This window comes from Streptomyces sp. NPDC047853 (assembly GCF_043204535.1).
GTDB lineage: Bacteria > Actinomycetota > Actinomycetes > Streptomycetales > Streptomycetaceae > Streptomyces.
In genome coordinates this window covers 32,087-50,673 of the sequence record NZ_JBIDCI010000021.1, presented here as the reverse complement: position 1 = coordinate 50,673, position 18,587 = coordinate 32,087, and the positions used below count along the sequence as shown (strand labels likewise).

Genomic DNA, 18,587 nt, shown 5'->3' with positions numbered 1-18,587 from the left:
CACGTCCGCTGCTTCGATTCGGCTGGCCACCGCCCACCTTGCCTTCATGTCTTCTGCCCGCAATCGGTATGCATCTGGAGACGCACCGGAGGCGCGCTGCGGAATCGATGTGATTCCGCAGCGCGCCGTCATCCGGTGGAGGGACTCATCGCAGCTCGATGGGCTGTCTAGCCCTTGGAGTCCTCGTGTTCCTCGGTCTTCGGAGCGTCGCCGTAGCCGTAGCTGCCGGGGAACTCGTCAGGTCCCATGCCGTAGCCGTGGTCCGGCTTGCTGGGCATTCCTCCGTTCCCCTTGCCGGGCTTGCCGCCCTCGTCATGACCCTCTCCGTGGCCACCACCGGGCTTACCGTCATGGTCGTCCCCGTGGTTGGGCCCACCGGGCTTGCCGTGGTGGCCGCCGGTGTTGCCCGAGGTGTTTCCGGCGGTGACGTTGTTCCCACCGGTGTTCCCGGTGGTGTTGCCCGCCGTGTTGCCGGAAGTGTTGCCGGAGGTGGACCCCACGGTGCCCCCGCCGGTGACGAGCGGCCCGCCCAGGAGGCCGCCACCGATCAGGCCCACGGTGGTGCCGGTGGTCGTACCGGTCGTGGTGCCGACCGTGGTCCCGGTCGTGGTCCCGGTCGTGGTCCCGGTGGTGGTCCCGGTCGTGGTGCCGGTGGTGGTCCCGGACGTGGTGCCGGACGTCGTGGTCGAGCAGCTGCCCGGGAAGATCCTGTTGTTGTCGAGCGTCACGGCGCCGTTGCGGGCCAGCGCCCGGCCCTCGATGTTCGTCCCCGTGTTCACGCTGATCGAGGTCAGTGCCATAAGGGTGCCGACGAACGTCGAGTTGGTGCCGAGCGTGGCCGAACTTCCGATCTGCCAGTACACGTTGCACGCCGAGGCGCCGTTCGTGAGCAGCACCCGGCTGGAGGAGGCCGTCGTCAGCGCCTCGGGGATCTGGAAGACCCAGACGGCGTTCGGGTTCCCGCCGGCGTCCAGGATCAGGTCACCGGTGAGGCCCACACCGGACGAAGCGGTGTAGACGCCGGGGAGCAGGGTCTGACCGGCACCGATTCCCGCCGCGAGGGCGAAGTCGGTGGCCTGGCTCGCGGCGTTGTTGTACGCCGTGACGAGGTCGCTCTTGGCGTTGTTGGCTACCTGGTCCGCCGCGTGCACGGCACCGAGGACCTGGCCCGGCGGGAACCCGGAGATGGCCGTCCCCGGACTCACTCCGAGATCCTGACTGAGGAGTGACGGCCCGGTGTTGGTGACCTCGGAACCTGCCAGAACCGAGAAACTGGCAGCCGTGCCGAGGGGTACGGGCGTGGCGATCGCCTCGGCAGGCGTCGGCACGACGGCGACCATCACGGCGGCAACCGTCGCCGCGAGTCCTGTGGTCAGCCATCCGGTCAGAGAGCGGCGTCTGGCCGCCTGCGGGATCTTCAGCTTCATTTGAGAGGCCATTTCCTGTGGAGGGGCCGTGAGCTACCGGGCCTTTTCCTGCCGGGAAGCTTGAGAATTGGTGGCATATTACGCAGAGATGTGCCCGAGTGGGATTGATTGCGGGCGGGTCGCGCCCGGTCGAAAATTCAGAACCCCAATGCACGCAACTATTCCGCAATTAATATTTACGTCGGCGGGGTTGGGTGACGGAAGGGCGGGATTTGATATTTCGCAGCGCGACGCGGTCCGTGCCGAGGGGCGGGGGGAGGCCCGATCGCCTGGTGGAGCAAAAAGTATGAAAGGCGTACATTTGGACGAGAGTGCCGTGTGGGCCTCGTGAGGGAGGACTGTCCCGATGACTGAGAACACCGGCGTCAAGCGTGGTGGAGCGCCCGGGTCCCGCGGCCGGACGACCATCGCGGATGTAGTGGTGGCGAAGATCGCCGGAATGGCGGCGAGGGACGTGCGCGGCGTCCATGCCCTGGGGAGCGGATCCGCCCGCGCGATGGGATCCATGCGGGAACGGATGCCTGGTGCCGGGAGCGGCCGGTCCGCCACCCGCGGAGTCGGTGTCGAGGTCGGAGAGACGCAGGCGGCCGTTGATCTGGAGATCGTTGTCGACTACGGCGTCCCCATCAAGGACGTGGCCGGTGAGGTGCGCGAGAACGTGGTCTCGGCGGTGGAGCGGATGGCGGGTCGGGAAGTCGTCGAAGTCAACATCACGGTGAGCGACGTGAAACTGCCCGATGAGGAGGAAGAGGAGGAAGAGGAGGAGGGACAGCGCGTCCGGTAGTCGAGGTGGAAGGCCGGAGTAGGCCAAGGAGCACGTGATGAGCAGAGCCGTGGTGGGCCTGATCACGGGAATGGCCCTGGGTTTCGCCGCCTATTTCGGGGACGCCTGGGCGTTCCTGCTGGTCCTGGGGCTGGGCGCCGTCGGTCTCGCGGTCGGGCGGTTGATGGAGGGCGACCTCGAGCCGGGCGACCTCGTCCGCCGCCGGGATCGGGGCGAACGGATACGCGGGGACCGGCGACGGGTCCGGGGAGACTGGCGACAGTGACCGGTGGCGCCCGGGAGGCGCACGGGTGCTCTCCGTGAGGAGCGCGGTGCGAAGCCACCGTGATGCTGCCTGAGGGCGCGTCGTCGAGAGGCGCGAAGGCCGGCTGGTGGCTGGTGGTGGGCCCGGTAGGGACGGCTGGGGCGCGTCGTTGGTCGGGTGAAGCGTCCCGTCGTGCCCTCACGTGGTGACGGTATGGACCGTGGTAGTCGACAGACATGCCGATGAAGCCTTCTACTGCCGCGGACCGTCCACCATGGTTCGGGCGGCTCCGCCTCGCCGTCAGTCGTTCACCGGTCGGGCGTGGATGGCGACGGAGCAGGGGCATCGAGCTGGGGTCGCGTTCGCTGAGCTTTGCGGCGCTCGGGTTGCTCACGCTGGTGCCTCTGCTGATCATCGTCTCCTCTGCCGATCCCGAGCGCGGACGGGGGTTCGCACAGTGGCTGGGGGAGGGGCTTGGCGTCTCGCCTGCCTCCAGACGGCAGGTCGAGAAGTTGTTCACCCGACCCGGGCAGGCGCTGCGGAGCACGACCGTGTTCGGTATCGCCGCCCTTGCCGTGTTCGGCCTCTCCTTCGGCGCGGCGGTGCAGACCGGCTACGAGAAGGTCTGGGACCTGCCACCGGCCCGCTGGTGGGCCAGGTGGCGGCATCTGGTCTGGATCGGCGTTCTCACCGGATACCTCTTCCTCTCCGCCACCACCACGCTGCGGCCGAAACCGCTGGCAGGAGGGGTCGTTGCATCGCTGAGCGCTGTTCTGTTCCTCTGGTGGTCCCAGCATCTGCTGCTCGGCGGCCGGATCCGCTGGCGTGCCCTGCTCCCGGGCGCGGTGGCCACCGTGATCGGTCTGCTCGGCCTGAGGGTCTTCTCCAGCGTCGTGTTCTCGCCGTTGATCGCGTCCAACGCCGTCACCTACGGTCTCGTCGGCACCGTCCTGGTCATTCAATCCTGGCTGGTCGGCGTGGGTGTCGTCCTCTTCGGCGGCGCGCTGGTCGGCCGATTGCTGCATGAGGAACTCCTACGCCTGAGGCCCCCACGGAAACGGCGCAGATGAGAACGGCCCCGCACCACCCGGTCAGTTTGCCTGGGCCGCCTGTTGAGCCAGAGTCCGGAGGAGAACCCAGGTGGGTTCCACGGTCCGTGCGGATGGTTCCAGGAGTACGCTGAAGTTACCGAGGGCATTCCGTACACCGGCTTCCACGCTCGTGTCGTTTTCGGCGATAGATGACACGGGCCGGTGGTAATCGGCCCGGGGCAGAGGTTCGCACCATGACTGCGACCGTTTCCCTCCCGCCGACATCCGAAGACCGGTTCACCACCTCGTCTCCGCGTCTGTCACTGGCTCCCGCAGGTTCCGCACCCGCTTTGCTGGACGGTGCCTGGTGGCCCCGCTCCCCTGATCTCGCGGCGGAACTCCCCGCGTTGCTGGCCTTGCTCGATCCGCTTTGGGGACGGATCACCCGGGTCACCGTGAATCCGGTTCACTGGCCCGTCATTCCGCGCAAGGTGATCGTGGCCGGGCGTGTGGTGAAGGTCGGCTGGTTCCTGGCCGAGCAGGACCCGCACGAGCTGCTGCTGCTTTCGTACCGCGTAGGCCGCTGGAACCTGTTGGTGATTCCGCCGTCGACGCCGGCTGCTTCGGCCGCGTGGCTGATGGCGGCCGGGAGCGACCCGCTGGGCACGTCGACCGCGAGCCGGCTCGTGGCGGAGGCGGAAAACCTGCGGACTGCCGCGAAGGACGACCGTGCCTCGGAAGCGGTCTGGAACTCCGAAGGTGGGCACCTGGCCGATCCTGCCCCGCGTCCACGGATCCCCGGAGTCACCATCGGCGTACCGAACCAGGCGAAGGGGATGTGACCACCATGGAAATCCTCGTCACTGTAATCGTGCTCCTGGCGGCGATCGCCCTGGGCGTGCTCGTCATCCACCTGCTCAACGCCCAGCACGATGAACGCATCGCCGCCTTCCACTACGGCCACCCCGGCCCGGCTGTTCCGGGACCGGGATCACCCGCTCCGCGGAAGGCACGCGGTCGGGACGGAGCGAGCGGGATCGGTACGTCGGGAAACAGGTGATCCTCATGACCGGCTCCGACCCCCCTTCGGCTGCCCGGCACCTGCCGGGTGGCGTGCACGGGGACGTACTTCCCGGATACGCGCTGCTCCGGCTGCGGACCACGGAGTCGCGAGATGGTGTGCTCGACGGTGCGTGGTGGCCGCGGTCGCGCGACGTCCGTGCCGAGCTGCCCGCACTGGTGGACGCCCTCACCGGCCATGTCGGCCCGATCACGCGCGTCGGACTGGACGCCGCTGCCTGGGACGGGCTCACGACGCGGATCGTCGTGGACGGCCGGGTGGTGCACATCGACTCCTTCGCGGTGGGCGATGACACCGTTCTCGTCACCCGAGGCGACCGGGACGTCTTCTCGCTGCTGGTGGTTCCGCCGGAGACGGCTCCCGAGGCCGCTCGCGCCGCGATGGCTCAGGCCGTCCGGAGCGACAACACCACCCGGGCGGAACAGATACTCATCGCCACCCGAAGCGCGCCGACGTCGCCGGAATGAGGCCGGCCGATGATCCAGCAGGACCCGCACCACCCTGGGCACCTCGGCACCCCGGCAAAGCCGACGTGCCCTCCATGTGCCCTGACCGCCTGACGGCCCCTCCCCGGCACGCAGAAGGGCGAGGCCCGAAGACCCCGCCCGGCCCTACGAAACCCCAGCTCAGGGCCACACCAGGCAGTACGGCTGGTGCCCCGCCTCATGCAGCCGGTGCGAGAAGTCCTGCCACTCGTGCAGCAGCTGGTACACGTTGAACGCGTCCCGTGGGCCGCCCCGGTCCGGGACCGTCGACCAGATGAAGGCCGCCGCGCCGACGGCCTCCTCGCCGATGCCGCGCAGGGGGTCGACGACGGTCATCGGGAGCTTCACGACCGCGTAGTCGGGGTGCAGGACGACCAGCTCCAGCGGGGGCACCTTGTGCAGGGGGACGCCCTCGATGCCGGTGAGGACCATCGCGGCCATGGTCTCCGGCTTGATCTTGGTGAACATGCCGTTCATCCCGAGCTCGTCGCCGCCGAGTTCCTCGGGGCGCATCGAGATCGGGACGCGTGCCGCGGTCGCGCCGTCGGGCGCGCCGAAGTACTTGTAGGTCACCCCCACCCGACCACCATTCCTGCTCCCCGCCCCCAGCCGGTCGGCCCGCCGGTCGAGCCGGTCGGGCTCGCCCGGGATGCCGTGTGCCTGACGTGCGTCGGTCGCTTCCTGCGCCTCGCGCCGGTGCCTCCCCCGCCGGGCACGTCGAGGACCCAGGTCGTCGGTCCCCTCGCCCAGTCCGCCACCGCGATGCATATCTCCACCCGACTGCTTTTCTAGGACGCGTGGCCCCCGCCGCGCAACCCGATCATCGTGTCAGTGACCTCCCCCACGGCCGCTCGCCGAAACGTGCGGTGAAACATATGTCCGTCATATGTCCGCGGGACGTCGGCGGCCCCCCTCCACGCCGCCCGCGTGAGCTGCGTGGATGGGCTCCAGTCTGGCAGACGGTACGGCGATCGGGGCGGTTGTCTACCCTGATGAGGTCACCCTGGGCAACCAGGGGGCGTGCGGGGCCCCAGCCGGGCCCGGGCAGCGTCCGATACGTCGGAGAAGGTCGAGAAGGTCGGAGAAGTCGCAGGTCATGAGCGAACTGGCATACCCATACGAAGCACCGGCCTCGCAGGCTCTGTTCGACCGCGCGGCGGCCGTCACGCCCGGCGGTGTGAACTCCCCGGTGCGCGCGTTCCGCGCCGTCGGCGGCACGCCCCGGTTCATGGTGTCCGGCACCGGGCCCTACCTCACCGACGCCGACGGGCGGGAGTACGTCGATCTGGTCTGTTCCTGGGGGCCGATGATCCTCGGGCACGCGCACCCCGAGGTGGTCGCCGCGGTGCAGGAGGCGGTGGCGCGCGGGACGTCGTTCGGGACGCCCGCCGAGGGTGAGGTCGCCCTCGCGGAGGCGATGGTCGAGCGGGTCGCCCCGCTGGAGGAGGTGCGGCTGGTCTCCAGCGGCACCGAGGCCACGATGTCGGCGATCCGGCTGGCCCGCGGGTTCACGCAGCGGACCAAGGTGGTCAAGTTCGCCGGGTGCTACCACGGCCACGTCGACTCGCTGCTGGCCGCCGCCGGCTCGGGCCTGGCCACCTTCGCGCTGCCCGACACCCCCGGCGTCACCGGCGCCCAGGCGAGCGACACGATCGTGCTGCCGTACAACGACCTCGAGGCGGTGCACGCGGCCTTCGCCGCCCACCCCGGCGAGATCGCCTGCGTGATCACCGAGGCCTCGCCCGGCAACATGGGCGTCGTGCCGCCGCTGCCCGGGTTCAACCAGGGGCTCAAGGACGCGTGCGCCGCGAACGGCGCGCTGTTCGTCTCCGACGAGGTCATGACCGGCTTCCGCACCAGCAGGGCAGGCTGGTTCGGCGTGGAGGGCGTGGTCCCCGACCTCATGACCTTCGGCAAGGTCATGGGCGGCGGCTTCCCGGCCGCGGCCTTCGGCGGACGCGCGGACGTCATGGCGCACCTCGCCCCGGCCGGCCCCGTCTACCAGGCCGGCACCCTCTCCGGGAACCCGGTCGCCACCGCCGCCGGCCTCGCCCAGCTGCGGCTCCTCGACGACGCCGCGTACGACAAGGTCGACGCGGTCTCGGCGCGGATCCGGTCGCTGGTCACCGAGGCGCTCACCAAGGAAGGCGTCGCGCACACCCTGCAGAACGCCTCCAACATGTTCTCCGTCTTCTTCACCGACGGGCCGGTCACCAACTACGACGAGGCCAAGGCGCAGGAGTCCTTCCGCTTCACCGCCTTCTTCCACTCGCTGCTCGCGAACGGCGTCTACCTGCCGCCGTCCTCCTTCGAGTCCTGGTTCGTGTCCACCGCCCACGACGAGCGGGCCCTCCAGCGCATCGCCGACGCCCTCCCGGCGGCGGCCCGCGCGGCCGCGGAGGCGAGCGCATGAGCGAGGACCGCGACCAGGAGCTGACCGTCGTCCACGTCATGCGGCACGGCGAGGTGGAGAACCCGACCGGCGTCCTCTACGGCCGCCTGCCCGGCTACCACCTCTCCGACCTGGGCCGGCGCATGGCCGACCGGGTCGCCGAGCACCTCGCGCCCCGGGACGTGACGTACGTCGTCGCCTCCCCGCTGGAGCGGGCGCAGGAGACGGCGACGCCGATCGCCAAGACGCACGGACTCGACCTCGCCACCGACGCGCGGCTCCTGGAGGCCGAGAACGTCTTCCAGGGCAAGACCTTCGGCATCGGCGACGGCGCGCTGCGCCGGCCCGCCAACTGGAAGCACGTGGTCAATCCGTTCAAGCCGTCCTGGGGCGAGCCGTACGTGGACCAGGTCGTGCGGATGATGAGCGCGCTGGAGGCGGCCAGGGAGCGGGCGCGCGGGCACGAGGCCGTGATCGTCAGTCACCAGCTGCCGATCTGGACCCTGCGGTCCTACGTCGAGCGCCGCCGGCTCTGGCACGACCCGCGCAAGCGGCAGTGCACGCTGGCGTCGCTGACCACGTTCACGTACCGGGGCGACCGGATCGTGTCCGTCGGCTACACCGAGCCCGCCCGCGACCTCGTCCCGGCCCACCTCCTCGCGGGGGCCAGGCCGGTCAAGGGGCAGGGCAAGGCGTACGGGGCCTGACCGCCGCGGTCCGCGCTCGCGACCGACCGCCGTGACCGGCCCCGCGACCGGCGGTATGTGACGCTCGTTACGTAACCCGCACATATTTCCGGAACCCGCACGTTCGTCACGTCCTCTGACTGGATGACCACCAGAGGACGTGACGAACGAGGTTGCGATGCGCACTTCCACCCGCACTCTCACCCGCAGGGGGATGCTCGGACTCGGCGCGGGGGCCGCGGCCGCCGCCGGGCTCGCGGGCTGCGGCTCCGGCTCCCACACGGCGTCGGGCGGGACGCACCAGGCCGGCGGTTCCGGGAAGCCGTCGCCCTCCGGGAGCGGCGAGGCCCCCGCGAAGCCCATCGGCGACGGCTCCACGTCGTACACCGGCAGGCAGCCGCACCAGCCGGACGCGCCCGTGCCGCTGGAGCCGGGCGAGACCCCGCCGCAGTTCGTCGTCTTCTCCTGGGACGGCGCGGGCGAGGTCGGCAACGGGCTCTTCCCGCGCTTCCTCGACCTCGCGAAGGAGCACGGCGCGCACATGACCTTCTTCCTCTCGGGCCTGTACCTGCTGCCCGAGTCGAAGAAGCGCCTCTACGACCCGCCGAACAACCCGCGCGGCGCCTCCGACATCGGCTACCTCACCGACGCCCACATCAAGGACACGCTGAAGAACGTCCACCGGGCCTGGCTCGACGGCCACGAGATCGGCACCCACTTCAACGGCCACTTCTGCGGCGGCACCGGCACGGTCGGCAACTGGACGCCCGCGCAGTGGCGCAGCGAGATCGACCAGGCGAAGTCCTTCGTGAAGGAGTGGCGGACCAACACCGGCTGGACCGACCTGCCGTCGCTGCCCTTCGACTACGACAAGGAACTCGTCGGCGGCCGCACGCCCTGTCTGCTCGGCCAGGACAGCCTGCTGCCCACCGCCCGGGAGCTGGGCTGGCGCTACGACGCCTCCTCGCCCGGCGGCCGTCAGGTGTGGCCGGCGAAGAAGGACGGGATCTGGGACCTGCCGTTGCAGCAGATACCTTTCCCCGGCCACTCCTTCGAGGTCCTCTCGATGGACTACAACATCCTCGCCAACCAGTCGCTGAACTCGACCAAGGCGCCCGCCCACAACTACCCGGGCTGGCGTGAACAGGCCACCGAGGCCTACGTATCCGGCTTCAAGCGGGCATACGAGACGAATCGGGCGCCCTTCTTCGTCGGCAACCACTTCGAGGAGTGGAACGGCGGCATCTACATGGACGCCGTCGAGAACGTCATCGAGCACATCGCACGGGAGAAGGAGAAGGGGGACGGCCAGGACATCCGGCTGGTCTCCTTCCGCCAGTTCACCGACTGGCTGGACGTGCAGCGCCCCGAGGTGCTGGCCAAGCTCCGCACCGTCGAGGTGGGGCAGCGGCCGGCCGGCGGCTGGAGCACCTTCCTCAAGGAGGCCCCCACGCCCTCGGGAAACGCCGCCTGAAATGCGGGTTTCCGCCCCTGAGGGGGGTGCGCAAGATCCCCGGAACGGACATGCGAAACTTTTCACATGAGTGCCGCCAGCCGCGCCCCCCTGCGCTCGAACCGCTCGAACCGGTCGAACCGCTCGCACCGCGCCAGCACCACCGCCCGGGCCCGCCGCCGTGTCGTCCTGACCGCCGGCGCCGCGGCGGTCGCGCTGCTGGCCACCGCCTGCGGCTCGGGCGGCACCTCGGGCGGCGGCGGTGACACCGGCTTCGTCACGGGCGCGGACGGCATCTCCACCGCCGACAAGGGCGAGCGGGCCGACGCCCCCGACCTGTCCGGCGAGACGGTCGACGGAGGCCGGCTCGACGTCGGCGACTACAAGGGCAAGGTCGTCGTCCTCAACGTCTGGGGCTCCTGGTGCCCGCCCTGCCGGGCCGAGGCCAAGAACTTCGAGAAGGTCTACCAGGACGTGAAGGACCAGGGCGTCCAGTTCGTCGGCATCAACACCCGCGACACCTCCACCGGCCCGGCCCGCGCCTTCGAGAAGGAGTTCGGGGTCAGCTACCCGAGCCTGTACGACCCCACCGGCAAGCTGATGCTCCGCTTCGAGAAGGGCACCCTGAACCCCCAGGCCATCCCCTCCACGCTCGTCATCGACCGGGAGGGCAAGGTCGCCGCGCGCACCCTCCAGGCGCTCAGTGAGGAGAAGCTCCGCAAGATGCTCGCCCCGTACCTCACGGACGAGTCGGACGAGTCGGACGAGTCGGGCAAGTCGGAGACGTGACGTGACCTCGATGTCCACCCTCGCCGCCGAGGGCTTCAACGGCACGGTGCTCAACGGCGCCCTGCTGGTGGCCCTGCCCATCGCGCTCCTCGGCGGCCTCGTCTCCTTCTTCTCGCCCTGCGTCCTGCCGCTCGTCCCCGGCTACCTCTCCTACGTGACCGGGGTCACCGGCACCGACCTCGGCGAGGCCCGCCGCGGCCGGATGGTCGCCGGAGCCTCCCTCTTCGTCCTCGGCTTCACCGCCGTGTTCGTCTCCAGCGGAGCGCTGTTCGGCTACTTCGGCTCGACGCTCCAGGAGGAGCGGGGCGTCCTGACCAAGGTGCTCGGCGTCCTCATGATCCTCATGGGCGTCTTCTTCATCGGCCTGATGCCCTGGTTCACCCAGCGCGAGTTCCGCTTCCACAAGCGCCCGGTCACCGGCCTGGTCGGCGCCCCGCTGCTGGGCGCGCTGTTCGGCATCGGCTGGACGCCCTGCATCGGCCCGACCCTCGCCTCCGTGCTGGCGCTCTCCGCCGACCAGGGCACCGCCGGGCGCGGCGCCATACTGACCGTCGCGTACTGCGTCGGCCTAGGCGTGCCCTTCGTGCTCGCCGCGGTCGCCTTCCGCAAGGCGCTCGGTGCCTTCGGCTGGATCAAGCGCCACTACGTGTGGGTGATGCGGGTCGGCGGCGTCATGATGATCGCGACCGGCCTGCTGCTGCTCACCGGCGTGTGGGACAGCATCGTGCAGGACATGCAGACCTGGTCCAACGGCTTCACTGTAGGGATCTGACCGATGAGCGACACGACCACGGACAAGACCCCGGCGGCGGGCGAGGACCAGGATCTCGGCGCCGCCGGCTCCCAGCTCTCCACCGCCCCCCGGGAGGAGGCCCCGAACCTCCCCGCCCTCGGCGTCGTCGGCTGGGTCCGCTGGTTCTGGCGGCAGCTCACCTCGATGCGGGTGGCGCTGCTGCTGCTCCTGCTGCTGTCGCTGGGCGCGATCCCCGGCTCGCTGATCCCGCAGAGCGGCGTCGACGAGATGAAGGTCGCCGAGTTCCGCGACCGGCACGACATCCTCGGGCCGCTCTACGACAAGCTCGGCCTCTTCCACGTCTACAGCTCGGTGTGGTTCTCCGCGATCTACATCCTGCTCTTCGTCTCCCTCATCGGCTGCATCGTCCCGCGCACCTGGCAGTTCGTCGGCCAGCTCCGCAGCCGCCCGCCCGGCGCGCCCCGCCGCCTGGACCGGCTGCCCGCGTACACCACCTGGCGCACCGCGGCCGAGCCCGAGCAGGTCCGCGAGGCCGCGCTCCGGCTGCTGGGCGGACGCCGCTTCCGCGCCCACACGGTGGGCGACGCCGTCGCCGCCGAGAAGGGCTACGTGCGCGAGGCCGGCAACCTGCTCTTCCACATCGCGCTGATCGTGATGCTGATCGCCTTCGGCTGGGGCCAGCTGTTCAAGTACGAGGGCAACAAGCTGATCCTGGAGGGCGACGGCTTCTCCAACACGCTCACCCAGTACGACGACTTCAAGTCCGGCAACCTCTTCGACCCGGACCACGACCTGACCCCCTTCAGCTTCAGCCTGAAGGACTTCCACGGCACCTACGAGGCGAGCGGCCCCAACCGCGGCACCCCGCGCGTCTACGAGGCCGAGGTGACCTACAGCGAGGGCGCCTTCGGCAAGGAGCGGACCAGGACCATCGAGGTCAACGAGCCCCTGGAGATCGACGGCTCGAAGGTCTACCTCACCGCCCACGGCTACGCGCCCATCGTCACGATCAAGGACGGCCAGGGCAACGTCGTCATGGACAAGGAGGCGACCGCCCTGCTGCCGCTGGACTCCAACGTCACCTCCTCCGGCGCCGTCATGGTCCGGGACGGCTACCGCAACGCCGAGGGGAAGAAGGAGCAGCTCGGCTTCAACGCCTTCTTCCTCCCGACCTACGGCGGCAAGGGCAGCACGATGCTGTCGACCTTCCCCGCGCTGATCAACCCGATGCTGGCGCTCTCCGCCTACCACGGCGACCTCGGGGTGGACGCGGGCTTCGCCAAGAGCATCTACCAGCTCGACAAGACCAACCTGGAGGAGTTCAAGGACTCCGACGGCAAGCTGTTCAAGAAGCAGCTCAAGGTCGGCGAGACCATGACCCTCCCGAACGGCGCCGGCACGGTCACCTTCGACGGAGTCCAGGAGTGGGCCAACTTCCAGGTCACCGAGCAGCCCGCCAGCGGCTGGGCGCTCGCCGGTTCCGTCGCCGCGATCCTCGGCCTCGCCGGCTCCCTGTTCATCCAGCGCCGCCGCGTGTGGGTGCGGGCCGTCAAGGGCGCCGACGGGGTGACCGTCGTGGAGATGGCCGGCCTCGGGCGCAGCGAGTCCGCCAAGGTCCCCGAGGAACTCGGCGACCTCGCGGGCGCCCTGTACGAGCAGGCGCCCGACGCGCCGAAGAACGACGACGACACCCCCGATTCCCCCGACACCCACGTCGTACCTGCCGAAGGGGCTGAGAAGTGACTCTCGCCGCCGCAACCGATCTGGCCGCCGCGACCAACGAGAACCTCGCGAACATCAGCAACACGCTGATCTACTCCGCGATGGCGGTCTACACCCTGGCGTTCTTCGCCTACATCGCCGAGTGGCTCTTCGGCAGCCGCAGCAAGGTCGGCCGCACCGCCGCCGCGCTCACCGCGACCGGCGAGGCGGCGAAGACGAGGACCGCCCCGGCGGTGACCGTGAAGAAGGCCGGCTCCACCGCCGTACTGGAGCGGCCCCAGGTCGTCGTCCGCTCGGCGAGCGGCTCCCGCGACGTGCCCGACGGGCCGGGGGCGCACGGCGGCACCGTGCAGGGCGACCTGTACGGGCGGATCGCCATCTCCCTCACCGCGCTCGCCTTCGTCATCGAGTTCGGCGGCGTGCTCGCCCGCGCCCTGTCGGTGAAGCGGGCGCCGTGGGGCAACATGTACGAGTTCAACATCACGTTCACGACGGTCGCCGTCGGCGTGTACCTCGCGCTGCTGCTCCTGAAGAAGAACGTCCGCTGGCTCGGCCTCCCGCTGATCACCACGGTCCTGCTCGACCTCGGCCTCGCCGTCACGGTCCTGTACACCGCCAGCGACCAGCTCGTCCCCGCGCTCCACTCGTACTGGCTGTACATCCACGTCTCCACCGCGATCTTCTGCGGCGCGGTGTTCTACGTCGGCGCGGTCGCCACGATCATGTACCTCTTCAAGGACAGCTTCGAGAGCAAGCTCGCCTCCGGCGGCACGCCGGGCCGCTTCGCCAGCTCCGTCCTGGACCGGCTGCCCGCCGCGGCCTCCCTCGACAAGTTCGCCTACCGCGTCAACGCCGCCGTCTTCCCGCTGTGGACGTTCACGATCATCGCGGGCGCCATCTGGGCGGGCGACGCCTGGGGCCGCTACTGGGGCTGGGACCCCAAGGAGGTCTGGTCCTTCATCACCTGGGTCGCCTACGCCTGCTACCTGCACGCCCGCGCCACCGCCGGCTGGAAGGGCCGCAAGGCCGCCTACCTGGCCCTGCTCGCCTTCGGCTGCTGGCTGTTCAACTACTACGGCGTCAACATCTTCGTCTCCGGCAAGCACTCCTACGCCGACGTGGGCCTGGGCGCCCTCCAGTCGGTGGGCTTCTGAGCCCTCACCGCCGAAGGCCGGTTCCGGTGACCCTGGTCACGGGGACCGGCCTTCGCCGTGCGCGGGGAGGCACGGCACGGGGCGGTGTCCCTAGGGGCGGTCGCGGGCCACGCCGGTGATGATGTCCCGCAGGCGTTCGACGTACAGGCTCAGGTTCTTGTGGGCGATGTCCGTGTCCGGGTGGCGGGCGGCGAACCACAGGCCCTCCGGGAGGCGGGTGACCCAGGCGCACACCTGGTCGCCGTAGGAGACCCGCAGCAGCGCGTAGGCCGACTGGCCGGGCCAGTGGCCGGAGCCGGGGACCTCGCGGGCGTCGACGTAGGACACGATCGAGTACAGGTCCGGTGAGACCGGCCGGAAGTCGGTGCCGAGCAGGCGCAGCACCCGGTCGATCGGCATGCGCGACATCCGCCGCTTGGCCCGGAGTTCGGCGTGGACGGTCCGCAGGGCGGTGGGGAAGTCCCGGGCCCGGTCCGCCGGCACTTCGATCGGCGCGCCGCCCACGTACCAGCCCACGGACTCCGACCACTGGGACCGGGACCTGGTGTGGAACGGCACCACCGTGCGGTAGACCGGCTCCCCGCCGATCTCGTGGACGGCGAGCGCGGTCGCGGCCAGGACGCCGGCCAGGCTGCCGCCGTAGGGACGGCAGTACGCCTCGAAGGCGGCGGCGTCGGCCGGGTCCACCAGCGGCTCGCGCAGCAGCCTCTGCTCCGGCAGCGGCCCGCCCGGCTCCAGCCCGAGGTCGACCGGGAAGGAGGGCAGCCGCCCGTCGCACCGCCGGATGAACTCCCGCCAGCGGGCCACGACGTCGTGGTCGCCGTCGATCCGGTCGGCCTCCGCGCGCTCCGCCTCGCAGAAGTCGACGTAGCTGCCGACCGGCGGCTCCTCCAGGGTCCGGCCCTCCACCCCGGCCCGGTACAGCTCGTGCACCTCGGCGGGGATGCGGTACAGGGAGTAGGCGTCGACGTTGCTGTGGTCGAAGGCCATGTAGACGCTCGCGCCGTCGTCCCGGACGACGGCCGTGTAGATCAGGTTGGGCCAGCGCAACGCGTCCGCGACACCGTCGAAGCGGGTCTGGAGGTGGCGGGCCAGGTCCGCCGCGTCCGGGAAGTCCCCGACGTCCTCCCGGCGCAGGGCCACCGCGTCCGCGTCGAGCGTGAACCGGCGCATGGTGTCGTCGGCCCCTCCGCCCCAGCGGAAACCGCTGCGCAGCGTCTCGTGCCGCAGGGTCCAGGCGCGCAGCGCCTCCTGGAGCGCGTCCAGGTCGACCGGGCCGGGGAGGTCGAAGGCCGCGCCCAGCCAGGTCGGCACGAACAGGCCGTCGTCGCGGAGCGACCGCGCGGTGCGGATGTGCGACTCCTGGATGTACGCCGGTGGCCGGGCGTCCTCGGGCAGGGCCGCCGCGACCTCGACGGTCGCCGGACTGAGCGTCCACTCGACGAGGTGCCCGGGCCGGATCTCGCAGCGGTGGATGTCGGTCAGTCGCACGAGGGGTCTCCGTTCGCAGATGTCACAGACCCGACCAACTGAATGCCCACTCCGCGACCGTGCACCGGGTGTGTCGGCACTCTTCAACGAAACGGATGGCCCCTCGAACGGCGGTACGGGGACCGCCGTTCACCCCGCCCGGTCGTCCCCCAGGTAGGCGTCGAGGGCCCCCGCGCCCGCGAGCATCGCCCGGGTCCGCGCGGTGAGCGCCCGCTCCCGTGCCCCGAGCGCGGCCCGCAGCGCCTCGCTGCCGCCCTCGCGCCGCAGGCCGTCCAGGACGGGACGGATCTGCTCGAACAGGTAGTGGGCACCGCGCAGCGTGTGCACGAGCCGCGCGTCGCGTACGTCGGCGGGCCCGAACACCCGGTAGCCGGTGCCGCGGTCACGCCGGGGTGTGAGCAGCCCCGCCGCCTCCCACACCCGCAGCGCGGACGTCCGTACGCCGATCAGCGCCGCCACCTCGCCGATGCGCAGTCCGGCGGAGCGGGGCGGCGGCCCGGGCTCCTCGCGGGCCAGCGCCTCCAGTGCCGCACTCGCCTCCCGCAGCGAGACCCGCTCCGTGTGCAGGGCCGCGTGCGCGCCGTCGACGAGCGCGAGCGCGCCGGGCACGTCCCCCTCGTGCACGGTCCGCATGATCCGCGTCGCCGCCACCGGCCCGTACCCCGGTTGCAGCGTCCGGTACGTCAGGAGCGCCCGCAGGTGCCGTTCGCCGAAGACGCGGTAGCCGGACTCGGTCCGGTCCGCCGGGGGGAGGACGCCGGCGTCCTCGTAGTTGCGGATCTGCTGCGTCGACAGACCGGCCCGGCGGGCGAGGTCGACGGTGCGCAGACGGCGGTCGTTCGTCATCGACGAGAAGGGTAGGCCCCGGGCCGAGACTGGTGATTCACGCGATGCGGGAGACGGTGGCGGACGCCGACACTGCGGGGGCTGTTGCCCCCACCCACCCCGTCACGGAGGTGCCGATGTCCGGCCCGCTCACGACACGCACGCCGAGAACCCGCACCGCACGCTCATGGCAGCGCCGCTTACGAGGAGCGCTGTCCGGCGTCCTCCTCCTGTCGGCGACCGCCCTGGCCGCCGCCCCCACCGCACTCGCCACCCCCGCCGCCGCGGCCGACGCGCCGACCGTCACCACCCGCTACGGGCAGGTGCGCGGCGCGACGGCCGAGACCACCCACGACTACCTGGGCATCCCCTACGCCGCTCCGCCCGTCGGTGACCTGCGCTGGAAGCCGCCCGCGGCGCCCGCGCGCTGGACGGGCGTCCGCGACGCCACCACCCCCGGCAACCCCTGCATGCAGGCGAACTCCGCCACCCCCTGGGGAGACCTGGCCGGACCCGGCACCCCGAGCGAGGACTGCCTCTACCTCAACGTGCACGCGCCCGCCGAGCGTTCCGTCACCAAGCGGCCGGTGATGGTCTGGATCCACGGCGGCGGCTTCACCATCGGCTCCGGCGCCTTCTACGACGGCGGGAACCTGGCCACCCGCGGCGACGCGGTCGTCGTCACCCTCAACTACCGCCTCGGCGCCTTCGGTTACCTGGCCCACGAGGGCCTGGCCGGCGAGTCCCCGGAGGGCCTCTCGGGCAACTACGGCCTGCTCGACCAGCAGGCGGCCCTGCGCTGGGTACGGCAGAACATCGCGGCCTTCGGCGGCGACCCCGGCAACGTCACCGTCTTCGGCGAGTCGGCGGGCGGCGGCAGCGTCTGCCAGCACCTCGTCTCGCCGCGTGCCACCGGGCTCTTCGACCGGGCCATCGCCCAGTCGGGCTGTGGCTTCCCGCTGCCCACCCAGGAGTCCCAGCAGCGCACCGGCGCCTCCTGGGCCGCCTCCCTGGGCTGCGCCGACGTGGCCTGCCTGCGCGCCAGGCCCGCCGGGGAGCTGCTCACGGCCTCCACGGCCCCCACCGCCCGCTGGGTCCCCAACGTCGACGGCCGCGTCCTGCCCCTCCAGATCGCGGACGCCCTGGAGAGCGGCCGCTTCCACCGCGTCCCGGTCCTCCAGGGCACCACCGCCGACGAGGGCCGCCTCACCGTCGCGACCACCTACGACCTGGCCGGCCGGCCCCTCACGGCGGCCGGCTACCCGGTGGCCGTCCGCACCCTGTACGGCGACCGCGCCGAGTCGATCCTCGCCCGCTACCCCCTGTCGGCGTACGGCACCCCCGCCGAAGCCCTGGGCGCGGTCCTCACCGACTCCCAGTTCGCCTGCCTCCAGTCACGCACGGCGCGGCTGATGTCCGGCCACACCCGCTCCTACCAGTACGAGTTCGCCGACCGCCAGGCCATGGACCACCTGAACCTGCCGGTCGGCTTCCCGCTGGGCGCCCCGCACGGCTCCGAGATCCGGTACGTCTTCGGCGGCGTCTCGGGCACCCCCGCCCAGAACGCCCTGGCGGACAGGATGCTCGGCTACTGGACCAACTTCGCGCACACCGGCGTCCCGTACGCGGCGGGTGCCCCGCGCTGGAACCAGTACCCCAAGGTGCAGGTGCTCGCCCCCGAGGCGATCACGGCGTCGACGACCTTCCCGCAGGACCACCGGTGCGACCTGTGGCTCCCGTCGGACCCGGCCCGCTCCTGAGGGTCTCCAGCACCGGCTCCAGCACCGCGTAGTCCGCGAAGCAGCGCCGGTAGCGCAGGTGCCGGGTCTCCCGGGTGTGCCCGCGCTGCCACTCCTCCACCTCCTCCGGGCCCCCACGCGGCCCGGAGGAGGCACCGCAGTCGGCCTCGTCGCCCGACACGCAGCGCGCCTCGTACTCCGGCCATGCGGACGGGTCCTGGACGATCGTGAACGGCACGTACCGGAACACCCGGCGCAGCGCGTGCGCCTGCCGCTGGTGCCGGGTCAGCAGCACGTCCGCGTCGGTCTCCGCGCTGCCGTCGCCGACGGCCCGGGCCTGGGCGCGCAGGACGGCCAGCTGCGCGCAGAGGGCGCAGCCGGCCACCGGTTCGGGCGGCGGCGGCAGCGCGACCAGCGCCCGTGCCGTCGACGCGTCGCTGAGCGAACGGCCGTTGACCGCCCGCACGGCGGCGCTCAGTCGACCTTCGTGATCCATCGTGCAACCTCCGTGACTCTGGGTGTATCGAGGG

At 71.1% G+C, this 18,587-nt stretch carries 19 protein-coding genes; 14 read left to right on the top strand and 5 right to left on the bottom strand.

All coding sequences use genetic code 11. The annotated features are described in order from the left end of the window. Positions 1–167: 167 nt before the first annotated feature. Positions 168–1,427, bottom strand: coding sequence for an ice-binding family protein (locus ACGF5T_RS30145; RefSeq protein WP_366768921.1), 1,260 nt, complete (start codon positions 1,425–1,427; stop codon positions 168–170). A 346-nt stretch (positions 1,428–1,773) separates the two neighbouring features. Here ACGF5T_RS30145 and ACGF5T_RS30140 point away from each other — a divergent pair, with 346 nt between their 5' ends. The 6 genes from ACGF5T_RS30140 to ACGF5T_RS30115 all read left to right on the top strand — a co-directional run bounded on the left by ACGF5T_RS30140 (position 1,774) and on the right by ACGF5T_RS30115 (position 5,034). Continuing rightward, a complete protein-coding gene (locus tag ACGF5T_RS30140; protein WP_356609365.1) occupies positions 1,774–2,211 on the top strand; it encodes an Asp23/Gls24 family envelope stress response protein in 438 nt (145 codons plus the stop codon). 37 nt (positions 2,212–2,248) lie between these two features. Continuing rightward, the gene (locus ACGF5T_RS30135; RefSeq protein WP_356609363.1) at positions 2,249–2,476 is read left to right on the top strand and encodes a hypothetical protein; all 228 of its coding nucleotides are present in this window, start codon (positions 2,249–2,251) and stop codon (positions 2,474–2,476) included. 215 nt (positions 2,477–2,691) lie between these two features. Further along, a complete protein-coding gene (locus ACGF5T_RS30130) occupies positions 2,692–3,525 on the top strand; it encodes a YhjD/YihY/BrkB family envelope integrity protein (RefSeq protein WP_361014044.1) in 834 nt (277 codons plus the stop codon). A gap of 215 nt (positions 3,526–3,740) precedes the next feature. Next, on the top strand, positions 3,741–4,328 hold the full coding sequence (locus ACGF5T_RS30125; RefSeq protein WP_356609359.1) for a DUF5994 family protein: 588 nt from the start codon (positions 3,741–3,743) through the stop codon (positions 4,326–4,328). Positions 4,329–4,333: 5 nt separating this feature from the next. Beyond that, positions 4,334–4,546, top strand: a complete 213-nt coding sequence (locus ACGF5T_RS30120) for a hypothetical protein (protein ID WP_366768934.1) — start codon at positions 4,334–4,336, stop codon at positions 4,544–4,546. 5 nt (positions 4,547–4,551) lie between these two features. Next, positions 4,552–5,034, top strand: a complete 483-nt coding sequence (locus ACGF5T_RS30115) for a DUF5994 family protein (RefSeq protein ID WP_356609357.1) — start codon at positions 4,552–4,554, stop codon at positions 5,032–5,034. Between the two features lie 159 nt (positions 5,035–5,193). Here ACGF5T_RS30115 and ACGF5T_RS30110 read toward each other — a convergent pair whose 3' ends face one another. Next, a complete protein-coding gene (locus tag ACGF5T_RS30110) occupies positions 5,194–5,631 on the bottom strand; it encodes a hypothetical protein (protein WP_003974483.1) in 438 nt (145 codons plus the stop codon). A 517-nt stretch (positions 5,632–6,148) separates the two neighbouring features. Here ACGF5T_RS30110 and hemL point away from each other — a divergent pair. The 7 genes from hemL to ccsB all read left to right on the top strand — a co-directional run bounded on the left by hemL (position 6,149) and on the right by ccsB (position 14,002). Continuing rightward, positions 6,149–7,465: a glutamate-1-semialdehyde 2,1-aminomutase gene (gene hemL, locus ACGF5T_RS30105; RefSeq protein ID WP_356609355.1), complete on the top strand. Its 1,317-nt coding sequence runs from the start codon at positions 6,149–6,151 to the stop codon at positions 7,463–7,465. Continuing rightward, positions 7,462–8,151, top strand: coding sequence for a histidine phosphatase family protein (locus tag ACGF5T_RS30100; RefSeq protein ID WP_356609353.1), 690 nt, complete (start codon positions 7,462–7,464; stop codon positions 8,149–8,151). The genes hemL and ACGF5T_RS30100 overlap by 4 nt, the downstream gene beginning before the upstream one ends. 157 nt (positions 8,152–8,308) lie before the next feature. After that, positions 8,309–9,604: a hypothetical protein gene (locus tag ACGF5T_RS30095; protein WP_366768922.1), complete on the top strand. Its 1,296-nt coding sequence runs from the start codon at positions 8,309–8,311 to the stop codon at positions 9,602–9,604. 66 nt (positions 9,605–9,670) lie between these two features. After that, a complete protein-coding gene (locus ACGF5T_RS30090) occupies positions 9,671–10,372 on the top strand; it encodes a TlpA disulfide reductase family protein (protein WP_366768923.1) in 702 nt (233 codons plus the stop codon). A 10-nt stretch (positions 10,373–10,382) separates the two neighbouring features. Further along, on the top strand, positions 10,383–11,144 hold the full coding sequence (locus ACGF5T_RS30085; protein ID WP_384696474.1) for a cytochrome c biogenesis CcdA family protein: 762 nt from the start codon (positions 10,383–10,385) through the stop codon (positions 11,142–11,144). A gap of 3 nt (positions 11,145–11,147) precedes the next feature. Continuing rightward, entirely contained in the window at positions 11,148–12,869 is a 1,722-nt protein-coding gene (locus tag ACGF5T_RS30080) for a cytochrome c biogenesis protein ResB (RefSeq protein ID WP_356609346.1), read from the top strand. Beyond that, the gene (ccsB, locus tag ACGF5T_RS30075; protein ID WP_356609344.1) at positions 12,866–14,002 is read left to right on the top strand and encodes a c-type cytochrome biogenesis protein CcsB; all 1,137 of its coding nucleotides are present in this window, start codon (positions 12,866–12,868) and stop codon (positions 14,000–14,002) included. Before ACGF5T_RS30080 ends, ccsB begins: the two co-directional genes overlap by 4 nt. Before the next feature lie 90 nt (positions 14,003–14,092). Here ccsB and ACGF5T_RS30070 read toward each other — a convergent pair whose 3' ends face one another. Together ACGF5T_RS30070 and ACGF5T_RS30065 are read right to left on the bottom strand one after the other, a co-directional pair. Next, complete coding sequence (locus ACGF5T_RS30070; protein ID WP_361014062.1) at positions 14,093–15,493, bottom strand: condensation domain-containing protein; 1,401 nt, start codon at positions 15,491–15,493, stop codon at positions 14,093–14,095. A 129-nt stretch (positions 15,494–15,622) separates the two neighbouring features. Continuing rightward, on the bottom strand, positions 15,623–16,339 hold the full coding sequence (locus ACGF5T_RS30065) for a MerR family transcriptional regulator (protein ID WP_361014065.1): 717 nt from the start codon (positions 16,337–16,339) through the stop codon (positions 15,623–15,625). A gap of 116 nt (positions 16,340–16,455) precedes the next feature. Here ACGF5T_RS30065 and ACGF5T_RS30060 point away from each other — a divergent pair, with 116 nt between their 5' ends. After that, complete coding sequence (locus ACGF5T_RS30060) at positions 16,456–18,078, top strand: carboxylesterase/lipase family protein (protein ID WP_366768925.1); 1,623 nt, start codon at positions 16,456–16,458, stop codon at positions 18,076–18,078. Here ACGF5T_RS30060 and ACGF5T_RS30055 read toward each other — a convergent pair. Next, complete coding sequence (locus ACGF5T_RS30055; protein ID WP_366768926.1) at positions 18,005–18,553, bottom strand: hypothetical protein; 549 nt, start codon at positions 18,551–18,553, stop codon at positions 18,005–18,007. The genes ACGF5T_RS30060 and ACGF5T_RS30055 overlap by 74 nt on opposite strands. Between the last annotated feature and the right edge of the window lie 34 nt (positions 18,554–18,587).